The 25358-nt window shown below is 61.4% G+C and carries 24 protein-coding genes and 7 pseudogenes; 14 read left to right on the forward strand and 17 right to left on the reverse strand.

All coding sequences use genetic code 11. From position 1 onward, the window contains the following. Nucleotides 1-5: 5 nt before the first annotated feature. Nucleotides 6-1217 carry a D-mannonate dehydratase ManD gene (manD, locus tag AC19YT_RS06505; protein ID WP_500609965.1) on the reverse strand — a complete coding sequence of 404 codons (1212 nt, stop codon included), beginning with the start codon at nt 1215-1217 and terminating at the stop codon, nt 6-8. 4 nt (nt 1218-1221) lie between these two features. Further along, a complete protein-coding gene (locus tag AC19YT_RS06510) occupies nt 1222-2208 on the reverse strand; it encodes a sugar kinase (protein WP_500597846.1) in 987 nt (328 codons plus the stop codon). 195 nt (nt 2209-2403) lie between these two features. Between AC19YT_RS06510 and kdgR the strand changes: the two genes are divergently transcribed. Together kdgR and AC19YT_RS06520 are read left to right on the forward strand one after the other, a co-directional pair. Next, entirely contained in the window at nt 2404-3183 is a 780-nt protein-coding gene (kdgR, locus tag AC19YT_RS06515) for a DNA-binding transcriptional regulator KdgR (protein WP_095108262.1), read from the forward strand. 67 nt (nt 3184-3250) lie between these two features. Continuing rightward, nucleotides 3251-3613, forward strand: a pseudogene (locus AC19YT_RS06520) (glyoxalase superfamily protein); the annotation flags it as partial. A gap of 118 nt (nt 3614-3731) precedes the next feature. Here AC19YT_RS06520 and AC19YT_RS06525 read toward each other — a convergent pair. Both AC19YT_RS06525 and AC19YT_RS06530 read right to left on the reverse strand, forming a co-directional pair. Then, nucleotides 3732-4394: pseudogene (locus tag AC19YT_RS06525) on the reverse strand (energy transducer TonB); the annotation flags it as partial. 132 nt (nt 4395-4526) lie between these two features. Further along, nucleotides 4527-5537: a tyrosine-type recombinase/integrase gene (locus AC19YT_RS06530; protein WP_077747747.1), complete on the reverse strand. Its 1011-nt coding sequence runs from the start codon at nt 5535-5537 to the stop codon at nt 4527-4529. Nucleotides 5538-5723: 186 nt separating this feature from the next. Between AC19YT_RS06530 and AC19YT_RS06535 the strand changes: the two genes are divergently transcribed. Then, nucleotides 5724-6773 (forward strand): DNA-binding protein, encoded by a 1050-nt coding sequence (locus tag AC19YT_RS06535; protein WP_011154388.1) that lies wholly within the window; start codon nt 5724-5726, stop codon nt 6771-6773. A gap of 135 nt (nt 6774-6908) precedes the next feature. Beyond that, nucleotides 6909-7178: a hypothetical protein gene (locus AC19YT_RS06540; protein ID WP_033979952.1), complete on the forward strand. Its 270-nt coding sequence runs from the start codon at nt 6909-6911 to the stop codon at nt 7176-7178. Nucleotides 7179-7214: 36 nt separating this feature from the next. On the opposite strand, the pseudogene AC19YT_RS06545 reads toward AC19YT_RS06540, so the two are convergent. From AC19YT_RS06545 to AC19YT_RS06565, 5 genes and pseudogenes are all read right to left on the reverse strand, one after another. Continuing rightward, a pseudogene (locus AC19YT_RS06545) lies at nt 7215-7975 on the reverse strand (OprD family outer membrane porin); the annotation flags it as partial. A 159-nt stretch (nt 7976-8134) separates the two neighbouring features. Beyond that, complete coding sequence (locus AC19YT_RS06550; RefSeq protein ID WP_033979951.1) at nt 8135-8467, reverse strand: DUF2790 domain-containing protein; 333 nt, start codon at nt 8465-8467, stop codon at nt 8135-8137. 314 nt (nt 8468-8781) lie between these two features. After that, a pseudogene (locus tag AC19YT_RS06555) lies at nt 8782-9236 on the reverse strand (DDE-type integrase/transposase/recombinase); the annotation flags it as partial. Nucleotides 9237-9249: 13 nt separating this feature from the next. Then, nucleotides 9250-9495, reverse strand: a pseudogene (locus AC19YT_RS06560) (IS66 family transposase); the annotation flags it as partial. 43 nt (nt 9496-9538) lie between these two features. Beyond that, nucleotides 9539-9796: pseudogene (locus AC19YT_RS06565) on the reverse strand (MerR family DNA-binding protein); the annotation flags it as partial. Nucleotides 9797-10059: 263 nt separating this feature from the next. Here AC19YT_RS06565 and AC19YT_RS06570 point away from each other — a divergent pair. Beyond that, a pseudogene (locus AC19YT_RS06570) lies at nt 10060-10176 on the forward strand (type II toxin-antitoxin system RelE/ParE family toxin); the annotation flags it as partial. 195 nt (nt 10177-10371) lie between these two features. Next, nucleotides 10372-10587, forward strand: a complete 216-nt coding sequence (locus AC19YT_RS06575; RefSeq protein WP_017849619.1) for a co-regulatory protein PtrA N-terminal domain-containing protein — start codon at nt 10372-10374, stop codon at nt 10585-10587. Between the two features lie 162 nt (nt 10588-10749). Here the strand turns inward: AC19YT_RS06575 and merR are convergent, their stop codons facing one another. Further along, nucleotides 10750-11190, reverse strand: coding sequence for a mercury resistance transcriptional regulator MerR (gene merR, locus AC19YT_RS06580; RefSeq protein ID WP_003131870.1), 441 nt, complete (start codon nt 11188-11190; stop codon nt 10750-10752). A 71-nt stretch (nt 11191-11261) separates the two neighbouring features. On the opposite strand from merR, the gene merT reads away from it, so the two are divergent. Genes merT through AC19YT_RS06620 form a run of 8 tightly spaced genes read left to right on the forward strand, consistent with a single transcriptional unit; the run spans nt 11262 to nt 15465 of the window. Then, on the forward strand, nt 11262-11612 hold the full coding sequence (gene merT, locus AC19YT_RS06585; RefSeq protein ID WP_017849617.1) for a mercuric ion transporter MerT: 351 nt from the start codon (nt 11262-11264) through the stop codon (nt 11610-11612). 13 nt (nt 11613-11625) lie between these two features. Next, nucleotides 11626-11904 (forward strand): mercury resistance system periplasmic binding protein MerP, encoded by a 279-nt coding sequence (gene merP / locus AC19YT_RS06590; RefSeq protein ID WP_003131880.1) that lies wholly within the window; start codon nt 11626-11628, stop codon nt 11902-11904. Nucleotides 11905-11916: 12 nt separating this feature from the next. Continuing rightward, nucleotides 11917-12351, forward strand: coding sequence for an organomercurial transporter MerC (gene merC, locus AC19YT_RS06595; protein WP_003131881.1), 435 nt, complete (start codon nt 11917-11919; stop codon nt 12349-12351). A 32-nt stretch (nt 12352-12383) separates the two neighbouring features. Beyond that, complete coding sequence (merA, locus tag AC19YT_RS06600) at nt 12384-14063, forward strand: mercury(II) reductase (protein WP_031633059.1); 1680 nt, start codon at nt 12384-12386, stop codon at nt 14061-14063. A 20-nt stretch (nt 14064-14083) separates the two neighbouring features. Then, nucleotides 14084-14503, forward strand: coding sequence for a hypothetical protein (locus AC19YT_RS06605; protein ID WP_017849615.1), 420 nt, complete (start codon nt 14084-14086; stop codon nt 14501-14503). Beyond that, on the forward strand, nt 14500-14862 hold the full coding sequence (merD, locus tag AC19YT_RS06610; protein ID WP_017849614.1) for a mercuric resistance transcriptional repressor MerD: 363 nt from the start codon (nt 14500-14502) through the stop codon (nt 14860-14862). Before AC19YT_RS06605 ends, merD begins: the two co-directional genes overlap by 4 nt. Continuing rightward, nucleotides 14855-15091, forward strand: a complete 237-nt coding sequence (gene merE / locus AC19YT_RS06615; RefSeq protein WP_017849613.1) for a broad-spectrum mercury transporter MerE — start codon at nt 14855-14857, stop codon at nt 15089-15091. The genes merD and merE overlap by 8 nt, the downstream gene beginning before the upstream one ends. Continuing rightward, a complete protein-coding gene (locus AC19YT_RS06620) occupies nt 15088-15465 on the forward strand; it encodes a DUF3330 domain-containing protein (RefSeq protein WP_425274543.1) in 378 nt (125 codons plus the stop codon). The genes merE and AC19YT_RS06620 overlap by 4 nt, the downstream gene beginning before the upstream one ends. A 293-nt stretch (nt 15466-15758) precedes the next feature. Here AC19YT_RS06620 and tnpC read toward each other — a convergent pair whose 3' ends face one another. The 7 genes from tnpC to AC19YT_RS06655 form a co-directional block, all read right to left on the reverse strand. Beyond that, a complete protein-coding gene (gene tnpC / locus AC19YT_RS06625; RefSeq protein WP_017849612.1) occupies nt 15759-16121 on the reverse strand; it encodes a Tn3 family transposase post-transcriptional regulator TnpC in 363 nt (120 codons plus the stop codon). Continuing rightward, the gene (locus tag AC19YT_RS06630; protein ID WP_026140367.1) at nt 16121-19138 is read right to left on the reverse strand and encodes a Tn3 family transposase; all 3018 of its coding nucleotides are present in this window, start codon (nt 19136-19138) and stop codon (nt 16121-16123) included. The genes tnpC and AC19YT_RS06630 overlap by 1 nt, the downstream gene beginning before the upstream one ends. Before the next feature lie 91 nt (nt 19139-19229). Beyond that, on the reverse strand, nt 19230-19442 hold the full coding sequence (locus AC19YT_RS06635) for a hypothetical protein (protein ID WP_500609966.1): 213 nt from the start codon (nt 19440-19442) through the stop codon (nt 19230-19232). Next, the gene (tolR, locus tag AC19YT_RS06640) at nt 19439-19885 is read right to left on the reverse strand and encodes a protein TolR (protein WP_095108260.1); all 447 of its coding nucleotides are present in this window, start codon (nt 19883-19885) and stop codon (nt 19439-19441) included. The genes AC19YT_RS06635 and tolR overlap by 4 nt, the downstream gene beginning before the upstream one ends. 11 nt (nt 19886-19896) lie before the next feature. Continuing rightward, nucleotides 19897-20607 (reverse strand): protein TolQ, encoded by a 711-nt coding sequence (tolQ, locus tag AC19YT_RS06645; protein WP_095108259.1) that lies wholly within the window; start codon nt 20605-20607, stop codon nt 19897-19899. A 97-nt stretch (nt 20608-20704) separates the two neighbouring features. Continuing rightward, entirely contained in the window at nt 20705-22609 is a 1905-nt protein-coding gene (locus tag AC19YT_RS06650) for a phytase (RefSeq protein WP_500597842.1), read from the reverse strand. Nucleotides 22610-22672: 63 nt separating this feature from the next. After that, nucleotides 22673-25198 carry a TonB-dependent receptor gene (locus AC19YT_RS06655; RefSeq protein WP_500609967.1) on the reverse strand — a complete coding sequence of 842 codons (2526 nt, stop codon included), beginning with the start codon at nt 25196-25198 and terminating at the stop codon, nt 22673-22675. Nucleotides 25199-25358 lie beyond the last annotated feature (160 nt).

Here is a 25358-nt window from a genome sequence, read left to right on the forward strand (position 1 = left end):
CTCGCCTACCAGTGCCAGAGCGTGCCGTCTTCAAGGCGATTGACCGGCAGGCTGGCGCGTTTGTAGGGGTAGCGCGCGGCCAGGTCTTCGTCGATGTCCACGCCATGGCCCGGGGTTTCGCCAGGGGTGAAGTGGCCGTCGTCAAAGCGGTAGGCGTGGGGGAAGACTTCGTCGATCCGTGCGTCGTGGGGCATGTGCTCCTGGATGCCGAAGTTGGGCACCCAGGTGTCGAAATGCAGCGCCGCGCCCATGCACACCGGCGACAGGTCAGTAGCGCCATGGAACCCGGTACGCACTTGGTACAGCGCAGCGAAATCGGCGATGCGGCGCACATGGGTGATGCCCCCGGCGTGCACCAGGGTGGCGCGAATGTAGTCGATCAGTTGTTCCTGGATCAGCTCGCGGCAGTCATGGATCGAGTTGAACACCTCGCCCACCGCCAGTGGCGTGGTGGTGTGCTGGCGGATCAGCCGGAATGCTTGCTGGTTCTCGGCCGGGGTGCAGTCTTCCAGCCAGAACAGGTTGTAGGGTTCCACCGCTTTGCCCAGGCGCCCGGCCTCGATGGGAGTGAGGCGATGGTGCACGTCGTGGAGGATGTGCAGGTCATCGCCAAAATGTTCGCGCACGGCGGCGAACAGCTTGGGCACGTGGTTAAGGTACTTGGCGGTGTCCCACACGTGTTCGGCGGGCAGGTCGCTGTCGGCCGGTTCATAACGCTCGCCGCTGCGCTTGGCCACGCCATAGGTGGTGGCGATGCCGGGGATGCCGCACTGCACGCGCACGGCTTTGTAGCCCTGCTCGACATGGCGGGCCACCTCCTCCAGGCAACCGTCGATGTCCTTGCCGGTGGCGTGGCCGTAGACCATCACCCGCTCACGGCTCTTGCCGCCGAGCAATTGGTACAGCGGCATGTTGGCGGCCTTGGCCTTGATGTCCCACAGCGCCACGTCCACAGCGGCAATCGCGGTCATGGTCACCGGCCCCCGGCGCCAGTAGGCACCGCGGTAGAGGTACTGCCAGATGTCTTCGATGCGCTGCGCATCGCGGCCGATCAGGGCCGGCAGCACGTGTTCTTCAAGGTACGCCACCACCGCCAGTTCGCGGCCATTCAAGGTGGCGTCGCCAAGGCCATAAATACCCTGGTCGGTGACGATCTTCAGGGTCACCAGGTTGCGCCCCGGGCAGGTCACAATCACGCGCGCTTCAAGGATTTTCATCGGTTCAGACCTCTGCGGCACAAGTAAAGGAAGGCATGGCGGCACGCGGGATCAGCGCGCCGCGGTGCTGCACCACTTGCGCCGCCAGGCGATGGCCCCAGCGCGCCGCCGTTTGCGGTGCGCCACCTTGCAGGCGGCAGGCCAGGTAAGCGGCGCTGAAGGAGTCACCGGCGGCGGTGGTGTCGACGATCTGCCGCACCTGTTCGGCGGGCACTTCAAAGCGCCCGGCCGGGCATTGCAGCAGGCAACTGTCGGCGCCGCGCTTGAGGGCCACTTCGCCCACGCCCGACTCGGCATAGGCCCGCAGCAAGGTGTCGGCATCGGCGTAGCCGAACAACTGCGCGTCGTCTTCCCAGGTGACCAGGGCCATGTCGGTCAGGCCCAGCATCTGCTGGTAGGCCTGGCGCGCGGTGGCGGCGTCGGGCCACAGGTGCGGGCGGTAATTGTTGTCGAAGACGATGCGCGTACCGCCCCGGCGTGCCGTGGCCAGGGCCTGCATCAGGCGTTCGCGGCCGCTGACGGTGAGGATCGCCAGGCTGATGCCGCTCAGGTACAGGTAGTCGTAGCCGGCCAGGGCGCCCAGCACGGCGTCCGCCTCGGGGCCATCAAAGGTGCGCCGCGCCGCTGCTTCGCCGCGCCAGTAAAGGAAGCGGCGTTCGCCCTGGGCGTCGGTCTGGATGAAATACAGCCCCGGCAATGCGTCGTCGATCACCCGCACATGAGCCTCGCCCACCCCTTCGTCACGCCACAACTGGCGCATGGCGGCGCTGAAGGAATCGGCACCGAGGGCGGTGATGTACTGCACACCCACGGCATCGCGGCAGGTCAGGCGAGCGAGGTAGACGGCGGCGTTGAGGGTGTCGCCGCCGAAGGTCTGGCTGAACACGGCATCGGCTTCACCGCGCATCTCGATCATGCACTCGCCCACCAACGCCACCTTCACGGGGCCGGGTGTTGCGGTACGGGGGCATTGCCCGGGGGTATCGGTCATCACTGCGCGCCTTGGTTTCTTATTGGAATGAGCCAGAGGGCAGGACGCTGCCGGACTTTCTGGCTTTTTAAAACGGCGTTTCATTTCTTGCGTGAGGCCGAGTTTAATCAGATTCGGCCCCTCGTCAAGAAAAATGAAACAGCGTTTTGATCCGCCAGCGTATATCCTTGGGTTTTCGTTCCCGTTGGAGCCTTCATGGACAACAGCACCACCCAGAACAATGAACTGGTCTCGGCCGTGGGCCGCACCATGGCGGTCCTCGAAGCCCTGGCCGAACACCCTGAAGAAAGCGGCGTCTCGCAAATCGCACAGCAACTGGACATGTCCAAGAGCACGGTGTACCGCTTCCTCCAGTCGTTGAAGGCCCGCGGCTATGTGGTGCAGGACGCCGAGGACCGCTACCGCCTCAGCGTTCGCCTGTTCGAGCTCGGCGCCCAGGCCCTGCCCCACCTGGACATCGTGCGCGAAGCCGAACCGGGCATGCGCCGCATCAACGAACTGACCGGCGAAACCGTGCACCTGGGCATCCTCGACGAAGGCAGCATCGTCTACGTGCACAAGATCGACTCCAAATACAACCTGCGCATGTACTCGCGCATTGGCCGCCGCGCACCGCTGTACTGCACCGGCATCGGCAAGGTGCTGATGGCGTGGCTGGAGGAAGGCGAGTTACTGGCCCACCTGCACGAGGAAAGCTTTGAGCGGCGCACCGCCAATACCCTGGTCAGCATCGAGGCGTACCGCCAGGAGCTGGCGCGGGTACGTGAACAGGGCTATGCCGAAGACCACGAAGAGTTCGAAGACAACATGCGCTGCCTCGCGGCGCCGATCCGCGACCGCTTCGGTCATGTCATCGGCGGCATGAGCGTGTCATTCCCCTGCTTTCGCTTTCGCGAGGAACTCAAGCAGGACTATGTGAAGCAGTTGATGGATGCGTCGCAGCGGATTTCGGCGCAGTTGGGTTGGCGCCAGTAAGGCATGAGCGGCAAGCACTCAAGGTTTCGACTTAAGGAGAAAGAGGTTGTCCACGCAAAACACCACACCGGGTATTCGGTTCGATAAAGCCATTCCCATCCTGCGCATGTTCGACGAAGCCAAGGCGCGGGAGTTCTACTTGGATTTTCTCGGCTTTCGCGTTGAGTTCGAGCACCGCTTCGAGGCAGGCCTGCCGCTGTACTTGGGCATCAACCGCGATGGCCTGCAATTGCACCTGTCCGAACACCACGGCGATGCTTGCCCGGGCTCGACGATATTCGTGCCCATGCACAACATCGAGCTGCTGCGCGATGAGCTACTGGGCAAGCACTATGGGTATGGCCGCCCGCAGATTGTTCAGCAGGGTTGGGGGCGGGTTTTGGAAGTGCATGACCCGTTTGGCAATCGGATTCGCTTTTGCCAGGACTGAACCTGGACTAAGCCTTCACACCACATCCCCTAGACGCCTGGCTTGCCAGCGATGGCAGGCTCAAGTACGCCATCGCGGGCCGGCCCGCTCCCACAGGGGTTGTGGTGTTGGGGCCTTTTCACTTGATGCGGTAATGAAAGGTGTTGCGCACCGCCGGCACTGCCACGGCTTGTCCGTCGATCACCCGGGGCTGGTAGCGGAAGGTGGCCGCAGCCACTAATGACGGGCGGATGAACAACGGGTGGCAACCCTCCAGCACCCGCGGGTTTTCGACCCGGCCCTGGGGGTTGACGGTGTATTCCACCGAGCAGTCGCCTTCGAGGTTTTTGTCCAAGGCCCGTTGCGGGTAGTCCGGGGCCTCCTTGCTCAGCGGCAAATATTGACGGCTGGCGCTGGCAGCCTGGGCTTGGGCGGCTTGCTGGCGGCTGCGCTCGGCGGCGGCCCGGGCCTGTTCGGCCTGGGCTTGCTGTTGCTGGGCTTCGCGCTGTTGGGCCAGGCGTTGTTGCTCGGCATCGCGGGCCCGTTGCTGCTGGGCCTGTTGCTCGCGTTTCTGTTCGGCCACCCGCTTGCGCGCCAGGGCGGCGTGTTCGAGTTTTTGCGCCTGCAGCAGCGGATCGACCTGGGGCGCGACCGGTGCCACCGGGGCCGGCTCTGCTGGCGCCGGCAGCACGGCGGCCGGCGGGGCCACCTCGGGTGGCGCTGCGGGTGGCAACATCACCAACTGGGTGGCCAGGGTCCGCGTCGGTTCCACGGCCGCGGGTGTGTCCGGGGGCGTGCCGAGATAAGCCAAAAATTAGGACATTCGTTCTGTAAGTAACTGTTTTTAAGGGAACTGCTCATGTGCTGCGGAAGGACGGTCGAGAATAGAGGGTGGCCACTTGGGATTCTAACCAGCCCTGCTTACAAACCTTGGCTACGGTTTGCGTCGTAATAACGAGCCAGCCGCATTCTCCTCGAAAGCTCCAGCTTCCTCGATATAGCCGTGTACGGTGCCATCGTGCCGCCAGCCACCCTGTCGTTTGATCTCAAGGAAATCCGCCCCAGCCCGATGCGCACTGGTAGCCAGTCCCCGACGCAGACTGTGGCTGCTCAGTTCGGGCACATACAACAGCCCTGCGGCTTCGGCACGTGCCGTCAGGATGGTATTCACGCTGCCCTCGTGCAGTGCCACCTCGCCGAGTACGCCCCAGCGGCTGATGCGCCGGAACAGTGGCCCCTGAACGATCTGAGCCGCGTCCAACCACCGGCGTAGCGCTGTCGCGGGGCAGCAGATGCTGTCGCCGTATGGGATCGCCTTGTCGAGTCCCTCGCCCTCCTGATCGGTCTTGGAACGGGGCAGCGTGATCCGTAGACCTTCCTGCTCCCACTCGAGGTATTGCATCTCCAGCGTGACCAATTCGCTGCGCCGGAACGCACCAAAATACCCGACCTGGAGCAGTGCACTGTCCCGCAGTGTCGCCAGTCCGTCGAGCGTGTTCAGGTGCACCACGATGCGTTCGAGATCCTCTAGGACCAGGGCCTTGGCTTTTTGTCGAGGCCGCCCGTTCACCCGCTCAATACCGCGCAAGGTTTTGCCCACGGTGGCGCTGGCGGTAGGGTCAGGAAAACCCTGATAACGGTGCCATTGCGACAGCGCCGTGAGGCGCAGGGCCAGGGTGCGCGGGTTCAATACTTCCGCAAAAGACAATAGATAACGAATCAGCGCGGCTTCATCGCACGGCAGCACGCCGCCCCAGGCGAGAAAGTGGCGAATGGCCGAGCGGTAGGTGCGCCGGGTGTTGTCGGTTGTCGCGGCGGCGAGAAAACGCTGATGTTGCTCAGCCAATTGTTCGGGGGTGGTGAGCGTACCGGGGGTACGCGCAAGTACTGTCGGCTCTTCGTGCCGCCTGGTGGGGAGGTTTTCGTCATTATTGCCGGCTGTCATCACGAAGCGCCTGTTTAGGCCATGTGTACCGCAGATTATAGACACAACCCTCGATCGCGATGACTTAACTCACGATAACCGCGCTTATCGTGGGTCAACTGACGGTCTCAGTCGGCTGAACTATTCTGTACTTAAATCGAGGTATTACGTTTTCCATAATACGGTACGAAAAAATCCGAGGTGTTCATGGCCCGTTCCGGCGTCCTCTACCTGCATGTTGCCCAGGCGGCCACCCAACTGGTGGCTGCGGGCCACAACCCCACCATTGACAGCATCCGCGTCGCCCTGGGTGGGACGGGCAGCAAAAGCACGATTGCTCCGTTGTTAAAGCGTTGGAAAGCCGCGCATCCCGGCACGCTGGCCCAGGCCGAACTGGGATTGCCCGCGGAGCTGGTCCTGGCGCTGAAAGGACTGTACGAAAAAGTTCAGGCGGAGGCGGCCGTCCAACTCCAGCAGGCCGTAGCGGCTCACCAGGCAGAGGCCGACGCGTTGCAGGAACAGTTGCAGCAGGCATTCGTCGAGCGCGACGCGCAACTCAGCGTTCAGGAGCAGCAGGCCCAGGCACTTGCCGTAGCCACTACGCGCAGCCAGGGGCTGGCTGACACCCTGCAGCGTCAGGAGATCGCCCTGGCCAGCCTGGGCAGTGAAAAGACCGGGCTCGAACAACGTCTGGCTGACCGCGCCGCCGAGGCGGCCGCACTGACCCGGCAACTGCAACAAGCGCGGGAGCAGTTTGAGCACTACCAGGCATCGGTCGCGCAACAACGCAGCGACGAGCGCCAGGCCACTGAGCAACGCCAGCAGCGCCTGGAACACGAATTGGCAGCGCTCCGGCAGCGTCTGCTCGCGCAGCAAACCCGCCTGGGCGAACTGCAGGCGCAGGAACAACGCCTGGTGCAGGACCATGATCGTCTAGAGAGCACCCTGCTCACGACGCAAGCGACGCTCGCGCAGAGTCAGATTGCGCATGAACACGTCTTACTTCAATTCACCGACTTGCAACAGTCGCATCAGGCACTGGAGCAGCGCCATGGCCAAGGTGAGCAGCGTTTGGCTGAGACGCGGACTTACCTGGCCGTCAATGAACGGGAGCGAAGCCTGCTGGCGGAACGCTTAAGCCAAACTGAAAGCCAATTGAGCCAGTTGGCCACAGAAAAGCAGCTTCTCGTGCAAGACAACGCGGTGCTGTCAAGCCAGCTCGCAGAGTCCAGAGCGATGAAGCCGAAGACTTGTTGACCGAAAAAGGCGCCTACCTCAGGCGCCTGAAACCATCCTCCAAACCAAAGGAGCCAAACAGGAGGACAGTGGAGCAATCAACTCTTCAATACACAGCCTGGCTGGAAACCAAGGTCGTAGATGAGGAGAGTCGCCATGCGTAACGCCATTACCTACACCGTCCTTGCTACCTTCATAGCCCTTGGAACTGTTGCCACGGGATTTGCCGAACAGGCCAAAGCCCCCGCCCAAAGCAGTGCCGAGACAAATAAGGGTGAGGACATGCACATGATGGACGGCAACCATATGCCGATGATGGACATGCAGGAAATGTCCAAGATGATGAAAAACTGCAATACAATGATGGAGAACATGAACCAACACATTGGAATGGAGTCCCCGAAGGGCGATAGCAAGGCACAATAGCGATCTGGTTCACGTCGGCCGTCTCCGTCCCTCGCCGGTGTGCGCCCCGACACGGAGGCCGACCTTGCCGCTCCAGATATCGTTCTCAAAACTGCCGAGGAGCTGCTTCCCCTCATCGACGGCCTTGTAGTAATTCAAACCACCGACCAAGGCGACATCATCTGCAAGCGGGTAGCTCCAGGTAGTGCCGGTATAGTATTGGTTTCAGGCATCCTTGAGACAACTGGTGTAAAGGCTGAAGCCAAGGTTGTCGTTGGGTGTGTAATCACCGCCGACTATCCACGGAGAGCCGACTTCGCCTGCGTAGAAGGTTGCAAAATCATCCCGCATGCTGCTGGAGCTGGGTTGGCTCATCGCGTGCAGGCGTCCGCCCTGTAGCACCAAGCCCTCGACACTGGTGTTGTATGCGGTGACGCCGCGGAAGCTTTCCGGAAGCAGTCGCGAATCGCCGTACTGCACGACAGGCGTGACAGGGAAGACATCGCCTACTTTGATTTCAGTGTCCAGGAAACGGGTCTTTACGGCGCCGCCGAGCTTGGAGTAATTGTCCTCGGCCTGGCCGAGCCCGACTCGAATCGGCCTATGACTCCGTGGGCCCATTCTTCCGAGTAGCCATTTCCTGTACTGCTGGACTGGCCTTTGCGAAAATCACGGTTGAAGTAGAAATTTCGATTGAGGATGCTCAGGCTGCTGCCTTCGATGAATCCCTCGCCTTTTTCCTCGGCGGCCATTGCAGCCTGCGCAGCGCTGATGCTCAAGACGATCTGAGAAAGTCCCAACAGGGCCTTGTTGTTCATAAACGCTCTTGATGTTTTGGCAGATTTTTCATTGTGCGGTTGTGTATATGCCGAAGCGCGCCGGGCATAGCCGGGTGCGCTTCTTACATACTTCCACATGCAAAATAACGTCAGGGTGACGTGAAAATTACTTTTCCGTCAGCAACACGTCAACAATGCTCAGTGCTGGCTCCTGCAGTCCGTTCCTGATACGCGGTACTCCAGAATATGCAGGTTTCCGCTCGAATCCTCGTAGGTCATTTGCGCAGGCATCACATCGCAGTTGCCATTGGTCGACGTGACGTGAATGACCTTGGCGATGTCGAGCTTCATGCCATAGCGGTAGTGAGTGACTTCTGGCGGGTTCTTGCCTTGGGCGCTAGCGTATTCGCGCATGGATTGCTCGTTGGCCTGGATCATCTTACCGTACAGGCGATCGGAACTGCCATCGGCCCATACGGTGGATGACAGCAGAGTCGCACTCACTATCAGCAGCAGTCTTAGGTGTTTCATAACGGCGATCTCCTCTCGGGTTTTCGATCCACGATTCAACTCTACCTCCGTAGTTAAGTACGGAATCAAGGAGGGAGGAGATGAAGGTCCTGGTTTATGGCGCCGAGATAAGATGGTAGGGCTTAAGTACACTTTCGTCGGGTAACAGCAGCGCATTACTGCGCCACCGCCCCCAAAGAACCGGGCATGAGAGTCGCGCCTCATCCGGCTCAAGTCTTTCGTCAGCACCATGGTCTAGTACCGGGCAATCAATCCACGTCTATCGCAGCTCGACGTTGGGCAAAGTAAGACGACCACGCAGGATCACAGGGATTGGCCAAGTTACGTAGTGCCGTTTCTCGATCCGGCTTAGGTATGTGCGCCACGTAATCACGCTTGATCGTCTTCACGAAGCTCTCGGCCATGCCGTTGCTCTGCGGGCTGCGAACTGGGGGGTCACCGGCTGCAAGCCGATCTGTCGAGCAAACAGGCACGTCTGGTCGGCGGTGTACGCCGAGCCGTTATCGCTTAGCCATTGCACCGGCGTGGCGGGCAGTTGATCACCGAAGCGCCTCTCCACGCTTTCCAGCATCAAGTCGCGGATATCATCGCCGCTGTACCCGGTCGGGCTCGCGACCTAGCCGATGGCCTCGCGATCACAGCAGTCCAGGGCGAAGGTTACGCTCAATTTGGCTCCGTCCTCGCAGCGGAACTCAAAGCCGTCCGAGCACCAACGCGTATCGCTGGTTTGCACCGCAATACGGCCTTCGTGCCGACGCGGCACGCCGGGCTGTTTTCGTAGACAGATTCAGCAGCGGTTGCAGGTGCTCGCCGCACTGGATCACCCAGCGCGCCAGGGTTTGGCGGGGGATATCGACGCCGTGACGACCGAGGATTTTTTTGAAGCGGTGCAGCGGCAGACCATCGACGTATTTGGTGATCAACAGCATCGCCAGGACGCTAGGACTGGCCATGCTCTTTTCGATCAGTTGAGCCGGTTTGTCGGCGGTGACCGGTGCGGCTTCACAGCCGCGGCAGCCGTAGACCTTGTCCGCTGGTTCCCTTCACAACCACTGGCCAACGCAGAGCGTTTTACCCATGCAGCGAAACGATTAGCGGACAGGAAACGGTCCCGTGGCTCGCACAACAGTCGTGAACCAGTTGCACCAAAACAGACTCGATCCGTCGCAGATCCGCGAGCTTGCCACGCACATCCCCAAGCTTCTGCTCGGCGAGCACGCGCGCTTCATCACAGTGAGCGCCGTCATCGAGCCTCAACAGCCCGGCCACTTCTTCGAGGCTAAAGCCCAGCCGTTGCGCGGACTTTACGAATTTCACCCGGGCGACATCGGGGGTTGGGGAGCAATGGAACTGAAAACCAACGTAAGCCGAATTAGAGTTCGTTTTACTCGTCAGCGACTGCGAATTAACGAACTTTGATTCGTGAGAAAGGTTTATTGCACTGATTTTCGGGTGTTGGTGACCTTTCCTCGCGATAGCGGAAACGGTTTCATAAAACGGTCGTTTTTCGAAACTATCCAGACGTTGCAAGGGTTTGCGGGGCAGCGACTGAGCTTAAGTGCACTTTCTGTTCCGTTGCTCCCCCCAACCCCTATTTCCAGCAGCGAGGTGATGAATTCGTTTTGCTGTTGTGCGGCGGCGACAAAAGCAGCCAAAGCCGTGATATTGAAGCGGCTAAAAAACTCGCCAGCGAGTGGAGGTCAGAATGAGCGAAAAAATTTACGACTACGACCCAGCAGCAGCCCTAGACGGCCCTGAAGCAATCGCCGTCTTCATGGCGGAGCCCTGCCATTTCCTCTCAGCGCCATAATCCAGGACCTTCATCTCCTCTCTCCTTGATTCCGTACTTAACTACGGAGGTAGAGTTGAATCGTGGATCGAAAACCCGAGAGGAGATCGCCGTTATGAAACACCTAAGACTGCTGCTGGTAGTGGGTGCGACTCTGCTGTCATCCACCGTATGGGCCGAGGGCGGGAGCGACCGAGCGATTGAGCGAATTGCTGCACGCGAGAGGGCTGAAGCGACCCTGGTGGCGGAAACCGTCAAGGAGATTAAGCAACTGGGCCCCACGGCGGCAGGCCGTAGCGAAGCGCAGCCCGCCTGTCCGCCTGCAAAGTAGAGCCTGTGCTACTCGACCAGATGCAACGTGAGCCCACTCTGCTGAGGCGCGAGGGCAAATAGCAATACCAAACTGTGCCCTTTGCAAGTGCTCCTTTGGCCATTCAGCGGCGCTCATTGAGCGCCGCTTTTTTCTAAGCGCAAGCCGACCAACAGGGGCGCCTTACGCAACGGGAAATCCTCGGTTAACGCCCGAGTTGTCCCCATGCAGCGAAACGATCAGCGGACAGGAAACAGTCCCGTGGCTCGCACAACAGTCGTGAACCAGTTGCTCCAAAACTGACTCGATCCGTCGCAGATCCGCGAGCTTGCCACGCACATCCCCAAGCTTCTGCTCGGCGAGCACACGCGCTTCATCGCAGTGAGCACCGTCATCCAGCCTCAACAGCCCGGCCACTTCATCGAGGCTAAAGCCCAGCCGTTGCGCGGATTTAACGAATTTCACCCGGGCGACATCCGCCTCACCGTAACGGCGAATGCTGCCGTAGGGCTTGTCCGGTTCGGGTAACAGCGCCTTGCGTTGATAGAACCGGATGGTTTCCACGTTGACCCCGGCCGCCTTGGCGAAAGCGCCAATGGTCAGGCTTTCCAAATTGTTTTTCATACCGCTTGATTCCGTACATGACTACGGGACTAACCTTAAACCATCGATCAAATGCTCGAAAGGAGAAATGCATGTCTGAACCATCAAACGGGCGCGCCCCTCTTGTCGCCGGGGGGCTTGCGGCGATTCTCGCCTCGGCTTGCTGTCTCGGGCCGCTGATTCTGATCGCACTGGGATTCAGCGGGGCCTGGATCGGTAACCTGACCGTGCTGGAACCGTACCGCCCGCTCTTCATCGGCGCGGCACTGGTGGCGCTGTTCTTCGCCTACCGGCGCATTTTCCGCCCCGCTCAAGCCTGCGCACCGGGCGAGGTCTGCGCCATCCCTCAGGTACGTACCTCCTACAAGCTGCTGTACTGGCTGGTGGCGGCCTTGGTGCTGGTCGCGCTCGGCTTCCCCTACATCCTTCCCTTGTTCTACTGATCAGGAGTTCACCATGAGAAAACTGCTCGCATCCTTAGCCCTCGCCAGCCTGGTCGCCACACCCGTCTGGGCGGCCACGCAGACCGTCACCCTGGCGGTGCCGGGCATGACCTGCGCCGCCTGCCCGATTACGGTGAAGACGGCGTTGACCAAGGTCGATGGCGTGACCAAGGCTGAGGTGAGTTTCGAGAACCGCGAGGCCATCGTCACCTTCGACGATACCAAGACCAATGCCCTGGCGCTGACTAAGGCGACCGAGGACGCTGGCTATCCGTCCAGCGTCAAGCAATAGGAGGGACTTCCGATGGCAAATCCTCTCAATCTGTTCACGCGGATCGGTGACAAAGCCGGCTCCGTCGGCGTGCTGATTTCTGCCATAGGCTGCGCCATGTGCTTTCCCGCCCTTGCTAGTCTGGGGGCCGCGTTCGGTCTGGGCTTTTTGAGCCAGTGGGAAGGCCTGTTCATCACCACGCTGCTGCCTCTGTTTGCTGGACTGGCTCTGCTCGTCAATGCCCTCGGCTGGCTCAATCATCGGCAGTGGCGACGGACTGCGCTCGGCCTGATCGGTCCTACCCTGGTACTGGCAGCGGTATTTTTTATGCGGGCTTATGGCTGGCGGAGCGGTTGGCTGCTCTATATCGGCCTGGCCCTCATGTTTGGGGTGTCGATATGGGATCTCGTGTCGCCCGCTCATCGCCGTTGTGGGCCGGATGCCTGTCCGACGCCGCCAAACCAGTGAACCTGACAAGAGACGATCTAATGAGTAACGAAATGACCGAACTGAAAATCATTGGTATGACCTGCGCCTCCTGTGTCGTGCATGTGAAAGAGGCCTTGGAGAAGATTCCGGGCGTGCATCGGGCGGATGTTTCCTACGCCAGCGGGAAGGCCGAACTGAAGGTCGACGAGGGCGCAAGCCGTGAGCAGATGCAGGCCGCTGTCGAGGCCCTGGGGTATCGAGCGGCGTTCGAAGACGCCATGGTACAAGCCCGTCCTGGCCTGCTCGATAAGGCACGGGGTTGGTTGAGCAGCACTGACGCCGGGAAAGAGGGCGACAAGCTCCACGTCGCGGTCATCGGCAGTGGTGGCGCCGCCATGGCGGCCGCGCTCAAGGCGGTGGAAGGCGGTGCCCGCGTCACCCTGATCGAGCGCGGCATCATCGGCGGCACCTGCGTCAACGTGGGCTGCGTGCCCTCCAAGATCATGATTCGTGCCGCGCATGTGGCCCATCTGCGCCGCGAGAGCCCGTTCGACGCCGGGCTTTCCGCCATGACGCCGACCGTCCTACGCGAACGTCTGCTCGCGCAGCAACAAGACCGTGTCGCCGAACTGCGCCACGCCAAGTACGAAAGCATCCTGGAGAGCACGCCGGCGATCAGCGTGCTGCGCGGCACCGCCCGTTTCCAGGACGGCCACACGCTCAGCGTGAAACTGGCCGAGGGTGGCGAGCACATCGTAGCCTTCGACCGCTGCCTGGTCGCCACCGGCGCAAGCGCGGCCGTTCCACCGATTCCAGGACTGAAAGACACGCCGTACTGGACCTCAGACCAGGCACTGGCGAGCGATACAATCCCTAAGCGGCTCGCCGTGATCGGCGCCTCCGTAGTGGCAGTGGAACTGGCGCAGGCCTTCGCCCGGCTGGGTAGCGAGGTCACGATCCTGGCACGCAGTGCGATGTTCTTCCACGAAGACCCGGCCATCGGCGCGGCGGTGACGGAGGCCTTCCGTATGGAGGGCATCGAAGTGCTGGAGCAAACGCAAGCCAGCCAGGTGTCCCACGCCAACGGCGAGTTCGTACTGGCCACCAACCATGGTGAGTTACGTGCCGACCAACTGCTCGTCGCCACCGGCCGCACGCCCAATACCCAGGGCCTGAACCTGGAAGCGGCCGACGTGCAGCTGGACGAGCGCGGCGGCATCCAGATCGACGAGCGCATGCGCACCAGCGCAGCGGATATCTATGCGGCCGGCGACTGCACCGACCAACCGCAGTTCGTCTACGTCGCGGCAGCGGCTGGCACCCGCGCGGCAATCAACATGACCGGCGGCGAGGCCAAGCTCAATCTCGACGTCATGCCGGCCGTGGTGTTCACCGATCCGCAAGTGGCCACCGTCGGCTACAGCGAAGCCGAAGCGCAGCACGCCGGGATCGAAACCGACAGCCGCACCTTGACCCTGGACAACGTGCCGCGCGCGTTGGCCAACTTCGACACGCGGGGTTTCATCAAGTTGGTTGCCGAAGCGGGCTCCGGCCGACTGCTGGGAGTGCAGGCTGTGGCCCCGGAAGCAGGAGAACTGATCCAGACGGCGGTACTCGCCATCCGCAACCGTATGACCGTGCAGGAATTGGCTGACCAGTTGTTCCCCTACCTGACGATGGTCGAGGGACTGAAACTCGCCGCACAGACCTTTAACAAAGACGTCAAACAATTGTCCTGCTGCGCAGGGTAATGAGAGAGGGAGGTTGAAACATGAGCAACACGGCAGACGATCTCGGTAGGTGCGACAGCCTACGCAAGACATGGCAGTTGGTCAGCTTCTGGGGCCTGCCTGCCGTCGTGGCGACGATAGCGATTGTTCTGTCTAATCGACGCCCCGCGTTGTTCCTGGCAGCAGGCGCCGCGCTGGCCGTGATGGGCGGCGCCTGCCTGGTCAACGCCACGCGTTGTCGCCGCCTTCACTGCTACATAACGGGGCCTCACTTCCTGTTGCTCGCAGTTGGTGCGCTATTGGCTTATGTGTTTGACCAAAACGGCGAGCATCTCTCCAGGTTGTGGCTGCTACTGGCTCTGGGAGCTGCACCGTTGCTCATCTGGCTACCTGAGCGCCTAGCCGGAAGGAAATATCTGAGCGCCCCAGTTTGCGGTGAAGGTCGGGAGTGTCGGCGATGAATGCCTACTCCATATCCAGATTGGCCGAGGACGCGGGCGTCAGTGTCCATATAGTCCGAGATTATATGCTGCGCGGCTTGCTGCACCCCGCGCGGCGCACGGAAAGCGGTTACGGCATTTTCGATGAGCGGTCCCTGGCGCGGCTGTGCTTCGTACGTGCCGCCTTTGAGTCCGGTATCGGGCTCGACGAATTGGCGCGGCTCTGTCGAGCGCTCGATGCAGACGATAGTACCGATGTGATCGGGTGTATCGACCGCTTGCTTGGGCAAATCGCGACCCGGCTGGCAGCTTTAGACGCAGTGAAAACGGAGTTGGCCGGGCTGACTCATCGTGCCATCGAAGGTCACACCCATGCGTAATACCAACCAATCCGAATCAATCAAGATGCCCCGCTGGCACGCCTACACGTGGGGTGTGCTCGCCGCGCTCACTTGCCCCTGCCATCTGCCGGTGCTGGCATTACTGCTCTCGGGGACTGCGGCCGGGGCCTTCGTCAGCGAGCATTGGAGCCTCGCGACGCTCGTGCTGACGGTTCTCTTCGTCCTCTTCCTGAGAGCGGCTCTACGGGCCTTTCGGAAGCGGGCGTGACCCGCTCGGAGCACGGCGCGGTCTCCGCTGCCGAGTTGCGGCAGGCTTGGGAGCGTTGGGAATTGTTGCTGCACTGCCAGCCGCAGGTCGATCTGCGCGCAGGTTCGATCGCAGGTGTGGAAGAGTTACTAGGTTTTCTTGGACGATGGAGAAACCCCATCATGAACGCAAACGACACCCCCACTATCAGTTGCTGCGAATGTTGCAAGGAAATTTCCCTTGACGCCGCACTGACGCCGGAAGGTACCGAGTACGTCGTGCACTTCTGTGGCCTTGAATGCTATCAGCGCTTCATATCGCGCGCGGATAAGAGAGCGGCATCCGAGCCTGATCACCCCTGCACACCAGAGGTCAGTACCCGTCACGACGACTAATCTTTGCCTCTGGAAAGTGGCTCTGGTTTTTTTTAGAAAGCGTGAGTCCATTGAGATTTAATGCAAGTCCGCTCGTGGCTAATGTAAGCCCGAAGGCTTCGTCAGTAGTTTTATCTAGGCCGATGCCCGGGAGGATGGCAGCGTGCCTACAGGGCGTCAAAACCGGCTACCCAGAGTCAAATTCACCCCACAGTACAGCGATGCTATAGAGTTACTCGTCAGTCCTGCAGCATCAGTTTTACTCTGCACCTCCATTGTATTCAGTCTGCCGGCAGCCCATTTGCACGAATAGTCTAGTCCTGATAGTCAGGAGCAAGCGCTGCCAAAGGAGCAACGTGTTTAGAACCCGCCTGCAAGCATGAACATAAAGCAGAAATATCCTCTTGAAGGGCCATCGCCTGCGCCCAAATACTGTCGACATCACTGGTAGCCACAGTGAGGGGGAAACCTTCCAGTACCGTCATGGCCATGCCATGCAGGCGTAGGAAGTCTTCTCGAATGCTGCCGACCCCTCCGATTTCAGCAAGGCAGGCATCCAGCCGGTCGACCAAGTTGAGCAACTGAGCGGTGTCGTAGCTTGCACGCAGAGAGTCGAGTACCTTGGTATCGACGTCCCCATAAGGTGTCACGCGGAACGAAGCTGGCGGGATATGCATCAGTTCGTCACCTCAACGTTGCTGTCAGACATCTGTTTCGCACGCATTGATCCCGCAGCCTGCTGGAAAATGGAATCCTTGATCCAGGGTTCCGGTGGGCGTTTGAGTTTCAGGTTGAACTCCCCAAAACGTTTGACATTGCTGGTTAGGTAGGGGCTGAGAAACGATACGTCGTCGTCAGTGAACTGCCAGCCATCACGGGCGAGCTTCTGCAGGATGCGCATCATGTCCACGGTGTTCTGCAGGATCACCGACGAGGCCACCATGTCGTTGTAGCGCAGGCGTTTCTGTTGCTCGTCCGGATCGTTTTCGGCGATCACGTCACCGCCAAAGGACAGCCACTTAGAGAAGCCGTTGTAGGACTCGATCTTATTGGTGTTGGCGGTGACTTCCTGGCGCAACTCGCGGCTGCCGATCCAGTTGAGTAGGAAGATCGTCCGGATCACGCTGCCCAGCGCTTGCGCGGCATGATAGAGCTTGTTGCGCCGACTGTAGGAGCCAAGTTTGCGCAGCAGCATAGGTGAGGAAATCTTGCCGGCCTGGATTGACAACGCGACCTGCATCAGATCCTGCCAGTGGGTTTCGATCAGGTGCCAGTCGGCGGTGTCGGTGAACAGACGGTTGATGTGTTTATACGAAACGCCGCGATCTGGCCGGCACATCACCAGGTCGCGCCAGTTGCGGATACGCGGCATCAGATTGATGCCCAGCAGATGAGTGAAGGCGAACACCGTGGCCGACTGGCCCTGGGTGTCAGAGTACACCGTATCGGGTTCGACGCTGAGGTCGACCTTGAGCAACCCCTCAATCACATAGATTGCCTCCCAGATACCAGGCGGGATGAAGTGCTGGAACACCGCGATGTAGTTATTGGCCACGTGTCGGTACGCCACGGCCCCCATCTTGCGATAGCGGAAGTGGTAGCCGGCCAGCAGATTGTCGTCATAGAAGTCGAACTGCGTACCGTCCGCGGCCACCGCCTTGCCATCGCCCCAGAGCTTGGGCAGGTCAAGTTGCAGATAGAGTTCCACCAGCTCGCGGTTAGCCTTGTCTAACTTCTCAAGCGAGAGATGGCGGCGATTCGTATAGGACAGCATGTGCGGCGTGACATTACCGGCCAGATGCCGTGCGGCCTGGTTGGGGCCAAGGTTGCAGCCCATGGCGAAGATCGTCATCAGGTAGCGCTCGGCCGGTTCTTTGAGCTTTGGCTCGTTGCCGGACATCGGCCCGAAATGCCGAGTGAACTGAATCCAATGCTCAATGTTGGCCATGATGTCGAGCACGTGCCTGGCCGGCATGCGCTGCATAAGCGCCGTCTGTAGCGAGATGGCCGAAGGCGGGATGTCCCGCGCTATCACTCGGCGTAGCACCGGTTCGCCGGCTTCATTGATCGATACGTCACCTCGGCAAGAAGGGAATTTTTCATCCAGATGCTGCGCGGTTTCCTCCAGCTGAATCTTGAGGGAGGCGACAAACTCCTTCGCCGTGCCAGGCAGCCCCACCTTTTCGCAGTAGGCCGGTAGACGATGGAAACATTCTTCCCAGGGCAGCAACTGCTTACGGTAGTCGGCGAAAGATTCCGACCCCAGCACGCACATATCACCCGAGCGCAGCTCACTGGCCAGGTAAGAGAACACGCAGACTTCCAGATAGCGCCGGTTGGTAGGTGGCCCTTCACTGGCAGGACGACGCACGACCTTAACCCAGCGCTCCGACGCAAACGACAAGTCGACATGCTCGTCGATCCACTCGCGGTGTAGATTTTCGCTGTCCTGGATGAGCTGAAGCGCCTGGATAAGTGAGCGATCCTGAGTCGTGGGTTCCAGTTGAAGAAGGTGGCTCAGACGGAACAACAGCGAGCGATGGGACTTGAAGTGCTTCCAGATCAGCGGCAGGTAGTTGTTACCGCCCGTAGCCTGGACTTCGGCGCAAGTCTCGCGCAACCGATCCAGGTTGCCATCGGGAGAGAGGAATTCCCGGATCAGACTGCCAGCCTCCTGGTCATCCGGTTCCTGAACAAGAATCTGCACCACGCCATCCAGGGTGGCCGCCAGTTGCTCCAGCTTCTGGCGTTGCCGCGCCTGGATTTGCTCCAACTCCTCCTTGGCGCGTTTGTGGATCGTCGAAATCCGTCGGATGAACATCTCGGCCAGGTGATCCCGAGTTCGCACCCGCATCCGATAGATCAAGGCCAGCATCAGTGTGTAGCGTTTCGGCAGCGAGCAGTCCTTCAGCTCGGCGACGTCCGACGCGGCGGCTTGGGTGGCGAAGTGGCGGATCTTAGCATCGACGACCCCCTCAAGAATGGCATCCAGATCTCCGAAGCTCTCTAACCACGCCAGGTGGTCGATCAACACCTCCAGGTGCTTGCGGGAAGGCTTCTTGGGTGCCTGCTTGAGTGCGTTGAAGTCACTCTGCCGACGCCCGAAATCCGTGTCGAGCAGCTCCTTTAGCTTGTAGATCACCTCGATTGGCGCTCGGAGCACGATCAGGTTGAAGGTAACTTCCTGAGCACTCGCCAAAGCGGTTTCTGCGATGTTGTTGAGCGTCGAATAAGCCGGAAGCTCATAGCCACGCTGAATCAGCTCATCAAGCATGGCATTAATGAGATCGACTCGCTGCTCAAGCACTACAGCGCAGTCACGTGCGATTTCCTCAGTGATCGCTAGCCCGTCGCTGCTATAGAAGGGTGTAACCTGCAGGTACTGCCGAACCGCCGCTTGGTGTCGGTAAAGGGTGCGGGGGTTGCTGTAGCGCGGAGCTATTCGTGCGCCGTAGCGAAGGCATTGTCGGACATGACTGATGAGCTCCTGAGGAAGCTCCTCGAACGGAACAAAATAGTGTAGCTGCTGAAACACCTTTAGTTGGATTGCCAGCCCAATCGATAGCGCTGGACTCTTAGCGGTGTTATTGACCCATTCGATCTCTGAATCAGACAGGGAATAGCATCGATGCAGCTCCTTAGCTGGCAACTGACTGGGCAAGAGCGGGTAGGCTGTCCTTTCCACCGAAGCCATTGAGTTCATCCCCCAAGTAAGGCAAAACATCAGCATAGACGGCTAGTCAGGCGGGGGATGACCAGCAATCAAGAACTCAATAAATTTCCTTTTAGTTCAATATCTTGCAGAACGAATGTCCTAATTTTTGCCTTATCTCGGCATAACCCCTGTCCGGCGCCCAGCCGTACACCAGCAGCGCCAGCACCGCGCCGTGGAGCGCCAGGGCCAGGGTCGCCGCCAGGCTGTTGCTCCAGAACGCGCGGTGGCCGTCGCCGGCCATGGCCAGGGTCGAAGTTGGGGCATACAAGGCCAGGCTGGTCATTGCGGGGCCTCGGTGACCAGGCCCAAGTGGGTCACGCCGCCCTGCTGCAACGCGGCCATGGCCGCCACCACTCGGCCGTAACCGGCGTCTTGATCGGCGCGGATGTAGACCTGGGTATCGGCCCGTGCGGCGACGACAGCGGCGACCTTCTCACGCATCTCGTCCAGGGCCACGGCGCTGTCGGTACGGTTCTGGGTGTCGAGTTCACCGCCCAGGTTCCAGTAGTAGCCGCCGTCGGCCTGCACCGACAAGGTGAGAATCTGCTGCGGGTTGTCGTTGGCCAGGGCCTGGCTCGCCACTTTGGGCAGTTCGATCTTCACGCCCTGGGTGAGCATGGGCGCGGTGACCATGAAGATCACCAGCAGCACCAGCATCACGTCGATGTAGGGCACCACGTTCATTTCGGCCTTGGGCCCATGCTTGCGTTGCGGCCTGACTAGCATCGGTATTCTCCTCAGGCCACGGCGGCCAGGTTCAATGGCGCGCCATGCAGCTTGCGGTGCAGGCGCACTTGCAGCTCATTGGCGAAGGCGTAGTAGCGCGTCAGCAGGGTCTGGCCACGGGCGGCGAAGCGGTTGTAGGCGATCACGGCGGGGATCGCCGCGAACAGGCCGATGGCGGTGGCGATCAGCGCTTCGGCGATGCCCGGCGCCACGGTGGACAGGGTGGCCTGCTGCACCTGGGACAGCCCCAGGAATGAATTCATGATCCCCCAGACCGTGCCGAACAGGCCGATATAGGGGCTCACCGAGCCCACGGTGGCGAGGAACTGCAGGCCCTTTTCCAGCTGCAATTCCTGCTCGCTGATGGCCACGTACAAGGCCCGTTCCACGCCTTCACTGACCACCTCGGCGTCGTTGCCGCCCTGGTGGCTGAGGTGGTTGAACTCCTGCATCCCGGCGACAAAAATCGGCGCCACGCCACCCTGCCCTTCGTCCGCGCCCAAGCTGTCGCGGTACAGCGGTAACAGTTCGGGGCTGGCGCGAAAACGCTGGACGAAAGCGTTCATCTGCCGCTCGCGGCGTTGCAGCACGCGCCCGCGCTGGATTATCAGGTACCAACTGAGCACCGAGGCCAGCAACAGGGTGAGCATCACGGCTTTGACCAACAGGCTGGCGTCGCTGATAAGCCCCCAGATCGTCATGTGTTCCAGTGTTGCCTGCATGGTGAAACTCCTTGTCTGCTGCCTTCAGGGCCAGCGAACAGCGCTGGCCCTGAAGGGATTGGATGAAATTGGGATGACGGGTTGATGACAGCGCGGCTCAGGGCAGATGCAAGGCCTGGGTGACCTCGGCCCAGGGCACGAACTTGAAGTTCTGCGCCTGCTCCGGCATGCGTTTGCGCCCGTCCTGCACCACCAGCATGCCCTGGCTCCAGGCGCCGCCCAGGTTGGCCGAGGTGACTTCCAGGCCATCGGTTTCCGAGGCGCCGTCGATGCCCAGCGCGGCGTTGAGGCCCACGCGAAAGGCCCCGCGCGAGGCGAACGGCGGCTCGGCGTCGAGCACCAGGTAGCTGTCGTTGCCCTGGCTGGAAATCACCAGGTAGTCGCGCTTATCACTCTGGTACAGGGCCAGGCCTTCGACGTCGGCGTGCAGTTGCGGGCCGACCTTGATGACGCTGGTTAACGTTGCCGGCTGGTCGGCGCGGGCGTCCACGGCCCACACGCCGACGTCTTCTTCCCCGAGGAACAGGCGCTGGCGCTGGTCGTCGGCCACGCAGCCTTCGGGCTGGGAAGCCACCTTGAACTGGCGCACCAATTCGCCCTTGACCACCGCACCGGGGGCGCTGAGGCGGTATTGCAGGAAGGTGCCGTCTTTGTCGTTGGCGATGGCGTAGATCTCGCCGCTGGGTGGCTGGAACAGGCAGATACCGTAAATCGCCTTGAGCGGGGTCGGCACCTGGGCCAGCTCGCGCAGTTCGCCGCTGCGCCGGTCAATGGCGAACAGGCTCAGGCTGTTGTGGTCGCGGTTGCTGGCCACGGCCAGGTCGACAGTCTCCTCGCCCAACTTGAAACCTGGGCGCACGTCGACGTTGTTCAGGCGCCCCACGGGCAAATCCTGGAGCAACTTGCCTTGCAGGTCATAGGCCAGCAGGCCTTGCTTTTTGTTGGTGCCCAGCACGCGGCTCAACTCGGGCCGGGTGGGGTGAATCCAGATCGCCGGGTCGTCCGCCGCATCGCCCTGGCGGCCCACCGGCTCGCTTTGTACCTGGGCCGCGACGCTGGGCAGCACCGGGTCCGGGGCACTGGCCTGGGCCTGCCAGTTCAATTGGCCTTCGTAGAGGCGGCCGCTGTCATCGTCGCGCAGCAGCAGTTGCAGGCCCTTGGCGTTGGCGCGCAGGGCGAGGTTCTCCGGTTCCTTGAGGCCCGGCAGCGCCAGGTTGGCGCGGGCCGCCCAGGCCTGGCCCTGTTGCTGATAGAGGTGCAGGCGCGCGGCTTTGGGGTCCAGGGCGAGCACGCCGCCCGGCACCAGGGCCAGGGCCCCCGCCGCGCCTTTGATATCGCCAAAGGGCGCGATCATGGCCACGGCACTGCGCGACACGTCCGCTTCGGCATGGGCCGGGTAAGCCCACCAGCCGACGTTTTCTTCATTAACCAGCAAGCGGTTGGCGCCGTCGTCCACCTGGCAGAACTGCGCCTCGGGTGGCAGCGGCAAGCCGCGCACCCGCTGTGGTTGCGGGCTGAGGCTGGCGCCGTGGCCCACCAGCCACTGCTCGCCCTTGCCCTCCTCGCCTACCAGAAACAGCAGCAGGTTGTCGGCGTCGTCGCGGTACAGGCACAGGCCATTGACGGCAAAGTCCCGCGCCGGCAGGTAATGCGGCTCGCCCCAGGTGCGGGTGGCGGGGTCCAGGCCCACCAGCATGGCTTGCTGGCGGGCGTTGTCGAGGCTGGCCACCAGCACCTGGGCGCCGGCGGCGCGGCTGTCCAGGGAGGTGAACGAGCCCTTGAGTTGGGCCAGGGTGGCGCCTTGAGGGTCGAGCAACAGCAAGCCGTCGCGCTCGCTGGCGGCCAGGCGTGCGTCGCCTGTGCCTGCGGGCAAAAAGCTCAACGCCTGGGCGTCGAGGTTGGGCGCCCAGGGGCGCAGGGTGAGGCTCGGCTCGGCGGCCAGGGCCTGGGTGCAAGCGAGGCCGATCAGGGCGGCCAGGCGGGTCAACGACGAAATTCTCATGTACGGGCAAAGTCCTTAGGGTGCATCCCGGGGCGCGCCGGCAACGGGCCGGCGCGCCATGGCTTAGAAGTGGGTGAAGGTCAGGCCGAGCTTGTAGGTCGGGCCGTACTCTTCGTATTGGCCGTTGTAGGCGCGGTGGCCGGTGTAAACGAAGTACGACTCGTCGGTGAGGTTCTGCGCCTCGAAGCTCACTTGCAGGTTTTTGCTCAACGCATAGCGGGCGCTGAAGTCGACGAAGGTCTGCGAGTCCACCGACAGGTCGTGGGCCTTGTCGTTGATCGAGGCCAGTTCATAGAGGTAGGCCGACTTGTAGTTGGCCGACAGTCGCAGGCTCAGCTTGTCGTCCTCCCAACCGAGCATCAGGTTGCCCACGGTGTCGGACTGGCTGGGCAGGTCGATGTCGCGCTTGAGGGTGCGCCCGCTGGCCGCATCGAAGCCTTCGATCTGCGCATCGGAGCGGCTGAAGGTGGCGTTGGCGCCCAACAGCAGGCCGTTCCAGGGTGCCGGCAGCCAGTCGAATTTCTGCGAGTAGGCCAACTCCAGGCCATAGAGCTTGGCGCTGTCGCCGTTGGCAAAACTATGGGCCTCGGAGAAGTCGGCCCAGGCGCCGGTGCCGGCCAGGTCGGTGTTGTAGACGAAGTTCTGGATGTCCTTGTAGAACACGAACGCCGAGACGGTGCCGGCGTGGCCCATGTAGTGCTCGATGCCCAGGTCCAGGTTGCTCGACTCCAGCGGTTTGAGGTTCGGGTTGCCGAAGCTGGCTTCGTCGTCATCGATGACAAAGCCCGGCGCCAGTTGGCCGAAGGTCGGGCGCACCACGGACTTGGTCCAGGCCGCGCGCACCTGGGTGTTTTTGTCCCATTGGTAGCGGGCGTGCAGGCCCGGCAGCCAATGGTGGTAGCTGCGTTTGGTCTGGGTGGTTTGGTACTCGCCGTCGGTGGCGCCGGTGCCCTTGGCCTCGAACTCGGTGCCCTCGTAGCGCATGCCGGCGATAAAGCGCCAGTCGTCGATGTCCAGGGTGTTCATCAGGTAGGCGGCGTTGAGGTCTTCGCTGATCTTGAAGTCGTTGACCCGTGATTCGGTCTCGTCATAGAAGTCGGCCTTGTCCAGCCCGCCGATCAAGTCCTTGATGGCGCCGGCGCTGATCCCCGGGCCAAAGCGGCCGAGGCTGTAGTCCACGTTGCCTTTCTTGAACTGGGTGAGGTTGAGCTGTTCGTCACTGAACCCCAGTTCGTCGAAGTCCTTGTAGACCCAGGCGTCGAGGTCGTTGTCCTTGTTGCGCCGGCTGACCTTGCCACCGAACTTGACCTGGGAGGCATAGCCGCTCAAGTCGTAGTCGCGGGCCAGATCCAGGCGCAGGTTTTTCTCGGTGTCGGTGGTTTTCTGCTGTTCCCAGTCCACCTTGGCGAGGCTGAAATTGCTCGGGTCGTAGAAGGCCTGGCCCATGATCGGCCGGGGTTTGTGCTGGTTGTTGAAACCGGCGTCGGCAAAGTCGTCGTTGCCATCGAACGCGGCGTTGGCGATGTGCCCCGGGCTGTCTTCGCTGGAGCGGCTGTAGCCGGCCTGGCCGCTGAGGGTCCACAGGCCGAACATACGTTCGCCGCCGAACACGTAGGACTGGATTTCCTGGGTTTCTTCACGTTGTTTGAGCTTGCGCTTGGCCTCGGCGTCGCCCCGCTCGCCCTCGCCCAGGGCGTCGGCGAATTCGATGGCAGTGGAGTTGCGCGTCTCGCTGTCCTTGTAGCGGCTGTACAGGGTGCGCAGGTAGTAGCTGCTCAGGTCGTCGGGCTTGTAGTCAAAGTTCAGGCCGCCACCGGCGCGTTCGCGGCGGATGTCGTAGTCGCGCTGCTCCAGTTCTTGCAACTTCGCGCCTTGCTCGAAATCCCAGGCACCGCCGGTTTCGACGTTGTCCGAGCCGAAATCGCGCTTTTGCCAACTCAGGGCCGCGGCCACGCCGAAGTTGTCGATGCCATCGCCCAGGCTGAAACGGTCGCTCGCCGCGCCGGAGAATTTCGGGCTGGTCTGGTCAGTGTTTTTGTCGTAACTGGCTTCGCTGCTGCCGGTGTAAAACAGGCCTTTGTGGTCGAAGGCCGAGAGGCTTTTCACATCCACCGTGCCGCCGAGGGAGTTGGCGTCCATGTCCGGGGTCAGGGTTTTGATGACTGACAGCGATTGCACCAACTCGGAGGGCAACACATCCAGGGCCACGGCGCGGCGCTCGCTTTCGGGCGAGGGCACCAGGGTGCCGTTGATGGTCACGCTGTTAAGGTCCGGGCCCAGGCCACGCACACTGACAAACCGGCCCTCGCCCTGGTCGCGCTCGACGCTGATGCCCGGCAGGCGCTGCACCGCTTCGGCGACGTTCTCATCGGGCAACTGGGCCATACCGTCGGCGTGTACCACGCTTTTGATGCTGTCGGCGCTGCGCTGTTCCTTGAGCGCCTGGTCGATGCTGGCGGCCTGGCCGACCACTTCGACGTGTTCGGTGTTGCCCGCCTCGGCGGCGCTCAGGCGCTCACTGGCAATCGCCAGGGCCAGGGCGGTGAGCGTAAAGCCGAGCATGCCGGCGGTGTTGCTGCGCTTGTACATGTGGTTCCTCCCCAGGAATCCGTCAAAACCAGGCCTTGGGCCCGGCAACTGAGAGGGCACGCTAGGGGTGGGCAATGACGGTTCTGTGACAGCCCTGGGCGCCAGGGCCGCTAAACCGGGGGTTTGGCCGGGTTGGGGGGCAGGAATGAGCTGAAATGAC

Source organism: Pseudomonas sp. MF08875 (assembly GCF_059862525.1).

What these genes read in the sequence shown, in the direction of transcription:
- AC19YT_RS06510 (WP_500597846.1), bottom strand. Translation starts at nt 2,208, where the DNA reads ATGACCGATACCCCCGGGCAATGCCCCCGTACCGCAACACCCGGCCCC.
- merT (WP_017849617.1), top strand. Translation starts at nt 11,262, where the DNA reads ATGTCTGAACCATCAAACGGGCGCGCCCCTCTTGTCGCCGGGGGGCTT.
- merP (WP_003131880.1), top strand. Translation starts at nt 11,626, where the DNA reads ATGAGAAAACTGCTCGCATCCTTAGCCCTCGCCAGCCTGGTCGCCACA.
- AC19YT_RS06530 (WP_077747747.1), bottom strand. Translation starts at nt 5,537, where the DNA reads ATGACAGCCGGCAATAATGACGAAAACCTCCCCACCAGGCGGCACGAA.
- merC (WP_003131881.1), top strand. Translation starts at nt 11,917, where the DNA reads ATGGCAAATCCTCTCAATCTGTTCACGCGGATCGGTGACAAAGCCGGC.
- AC19YT_RS06575 (WP_017849619.1), top strand. Translation starts at nt 10,372, where the DNA reads ATGAAACACCTAAGACTGCTGCTGGTAGTGGGTGCGACTCTGCTGTCA.
- merR (WP_003131870.1), bottom strand. Translation starts at nt 11,190, where the DNA reads ATGAAAAACAATTTGGAAAGCCTGACCATTGGCGCTTTCGCCAAGGCG.
- tnpC (WP_017849612.1), bottom strand. Translation starts at nt 16,121, where the DNA reads ATGCATATCCCGCCAGCTTCGTTCCGCGTGACACCTTATGGGGACGTC.
- tolQ (WP_095108259.1), bottom strand. Translation starts at nt 20,607, where the DNA reads ATGCAGGCAACACTGGAACACATGACGATCTGGGGGCTTATCAGCGAC.
- merD (WP_017849614.1), top strand. Translation starts at nt 14,500, where the DNA reads ATGAATGCCTACTCCATATCCAGATTGGCCGAGGACGCGGGCGTCAGT.
- tolR (WP_095108260.1), bottom strand. Translation starts at nt 19,885, where the DNA reads ATGCTAGTCAGGCCGCAACGCAAGCATGGGCCCAAGGCCGAAATGAAC.
- AC19YT_RS06650 (WP_500597842.1), bottom strand. Translation starts at nt 22,609, where the DNA reads ATGAGAATTTCGTCGTTGACCCGCCTGGCCGCCCTGATCGGCCTCGCT.
- AC19YT_RS06535 (WP_011154388.1), top strand. Translation starts at nt 5,724, where the DNA reads ATGGCCCGTTCCGGCGTCCTCTACCTGCATGTTGCCCAGGCGGCCACC.
- AC19YT_RS06550 (WP_033979951.1), bottom strand. Translation starts at nt 8,467, where the DNA reads ATGAAACACCTAAGACTGCTGCTGATAGTGAGTGCGACTCTGCTGTCA.
- AC19YT_RS06540 (WP_033979952.1), top strand. Translation starts at nt 6,909, where the DNA reads ATGCGTAACGCCATTACCTACACCGTCCTTGCTACCTTCATAGCCCTT.
- merA (WP_031633059.1), top strand. Translation starts at nt 12,384, where the DNA reads ATGACCGAACTGAAAATCATTGGTATGACCTGCGCCTCCTGTGTCGTG.
- manD (WP_500609965.1), bottom strand. Translation starts at nt 1,217, where the DNA reads ATGAAAATCCTTGAAGCGCGCGTGATTGTGACCTGCCCGGGGCGCAAC.
- AC19YT_RS06655 (WP_500609967.1), bottom strand. Translation starts at nt 25,198, where the DNA reads ATGTACAAGCGCAGCAACACCGCCGGCATGCTCGGCTTTACGCTCACC.
- AC19YT_RS06635 (WP_500609966.1), bottom strand. Translation starts at nt 19,442, where the DNA reads ATGACCAGCCTGGCCTTGTATGCCCCAACTTCGACCCTGGCCATGGCC.
- AC19YT_RS06630 (WP_026140367.1), bottom strand. Translation starts at nt 19,138, where the DNA reads ATGGCTTCGGTGGAAAGGACAGCCTACCCGCTCTTGCCCAGTCAGTTG.
- merE (WP_017849613.1), top strand. Translation starts at nt 14,855, where the DNA reads ATGCGTAATACCAACCAATCCGAATCAATCAAGATGCCCCGCTGGCAC.
- AC19YT_RS06605 (WP_017849615.1), top strand. Translation starts at nt 14,084, where the DNA reads ATGAGCAACACGGCAGACGATCTCGGTAGGTGCGACAGCCTACGCAAG.
- kdgR (WP_095108262.1), top strand. Translation starts at nt 2,404, where the DNA reads ATGGACAACAGCACCACCCAGAACAATGAACTGGTCTCGGCCGTGGGC.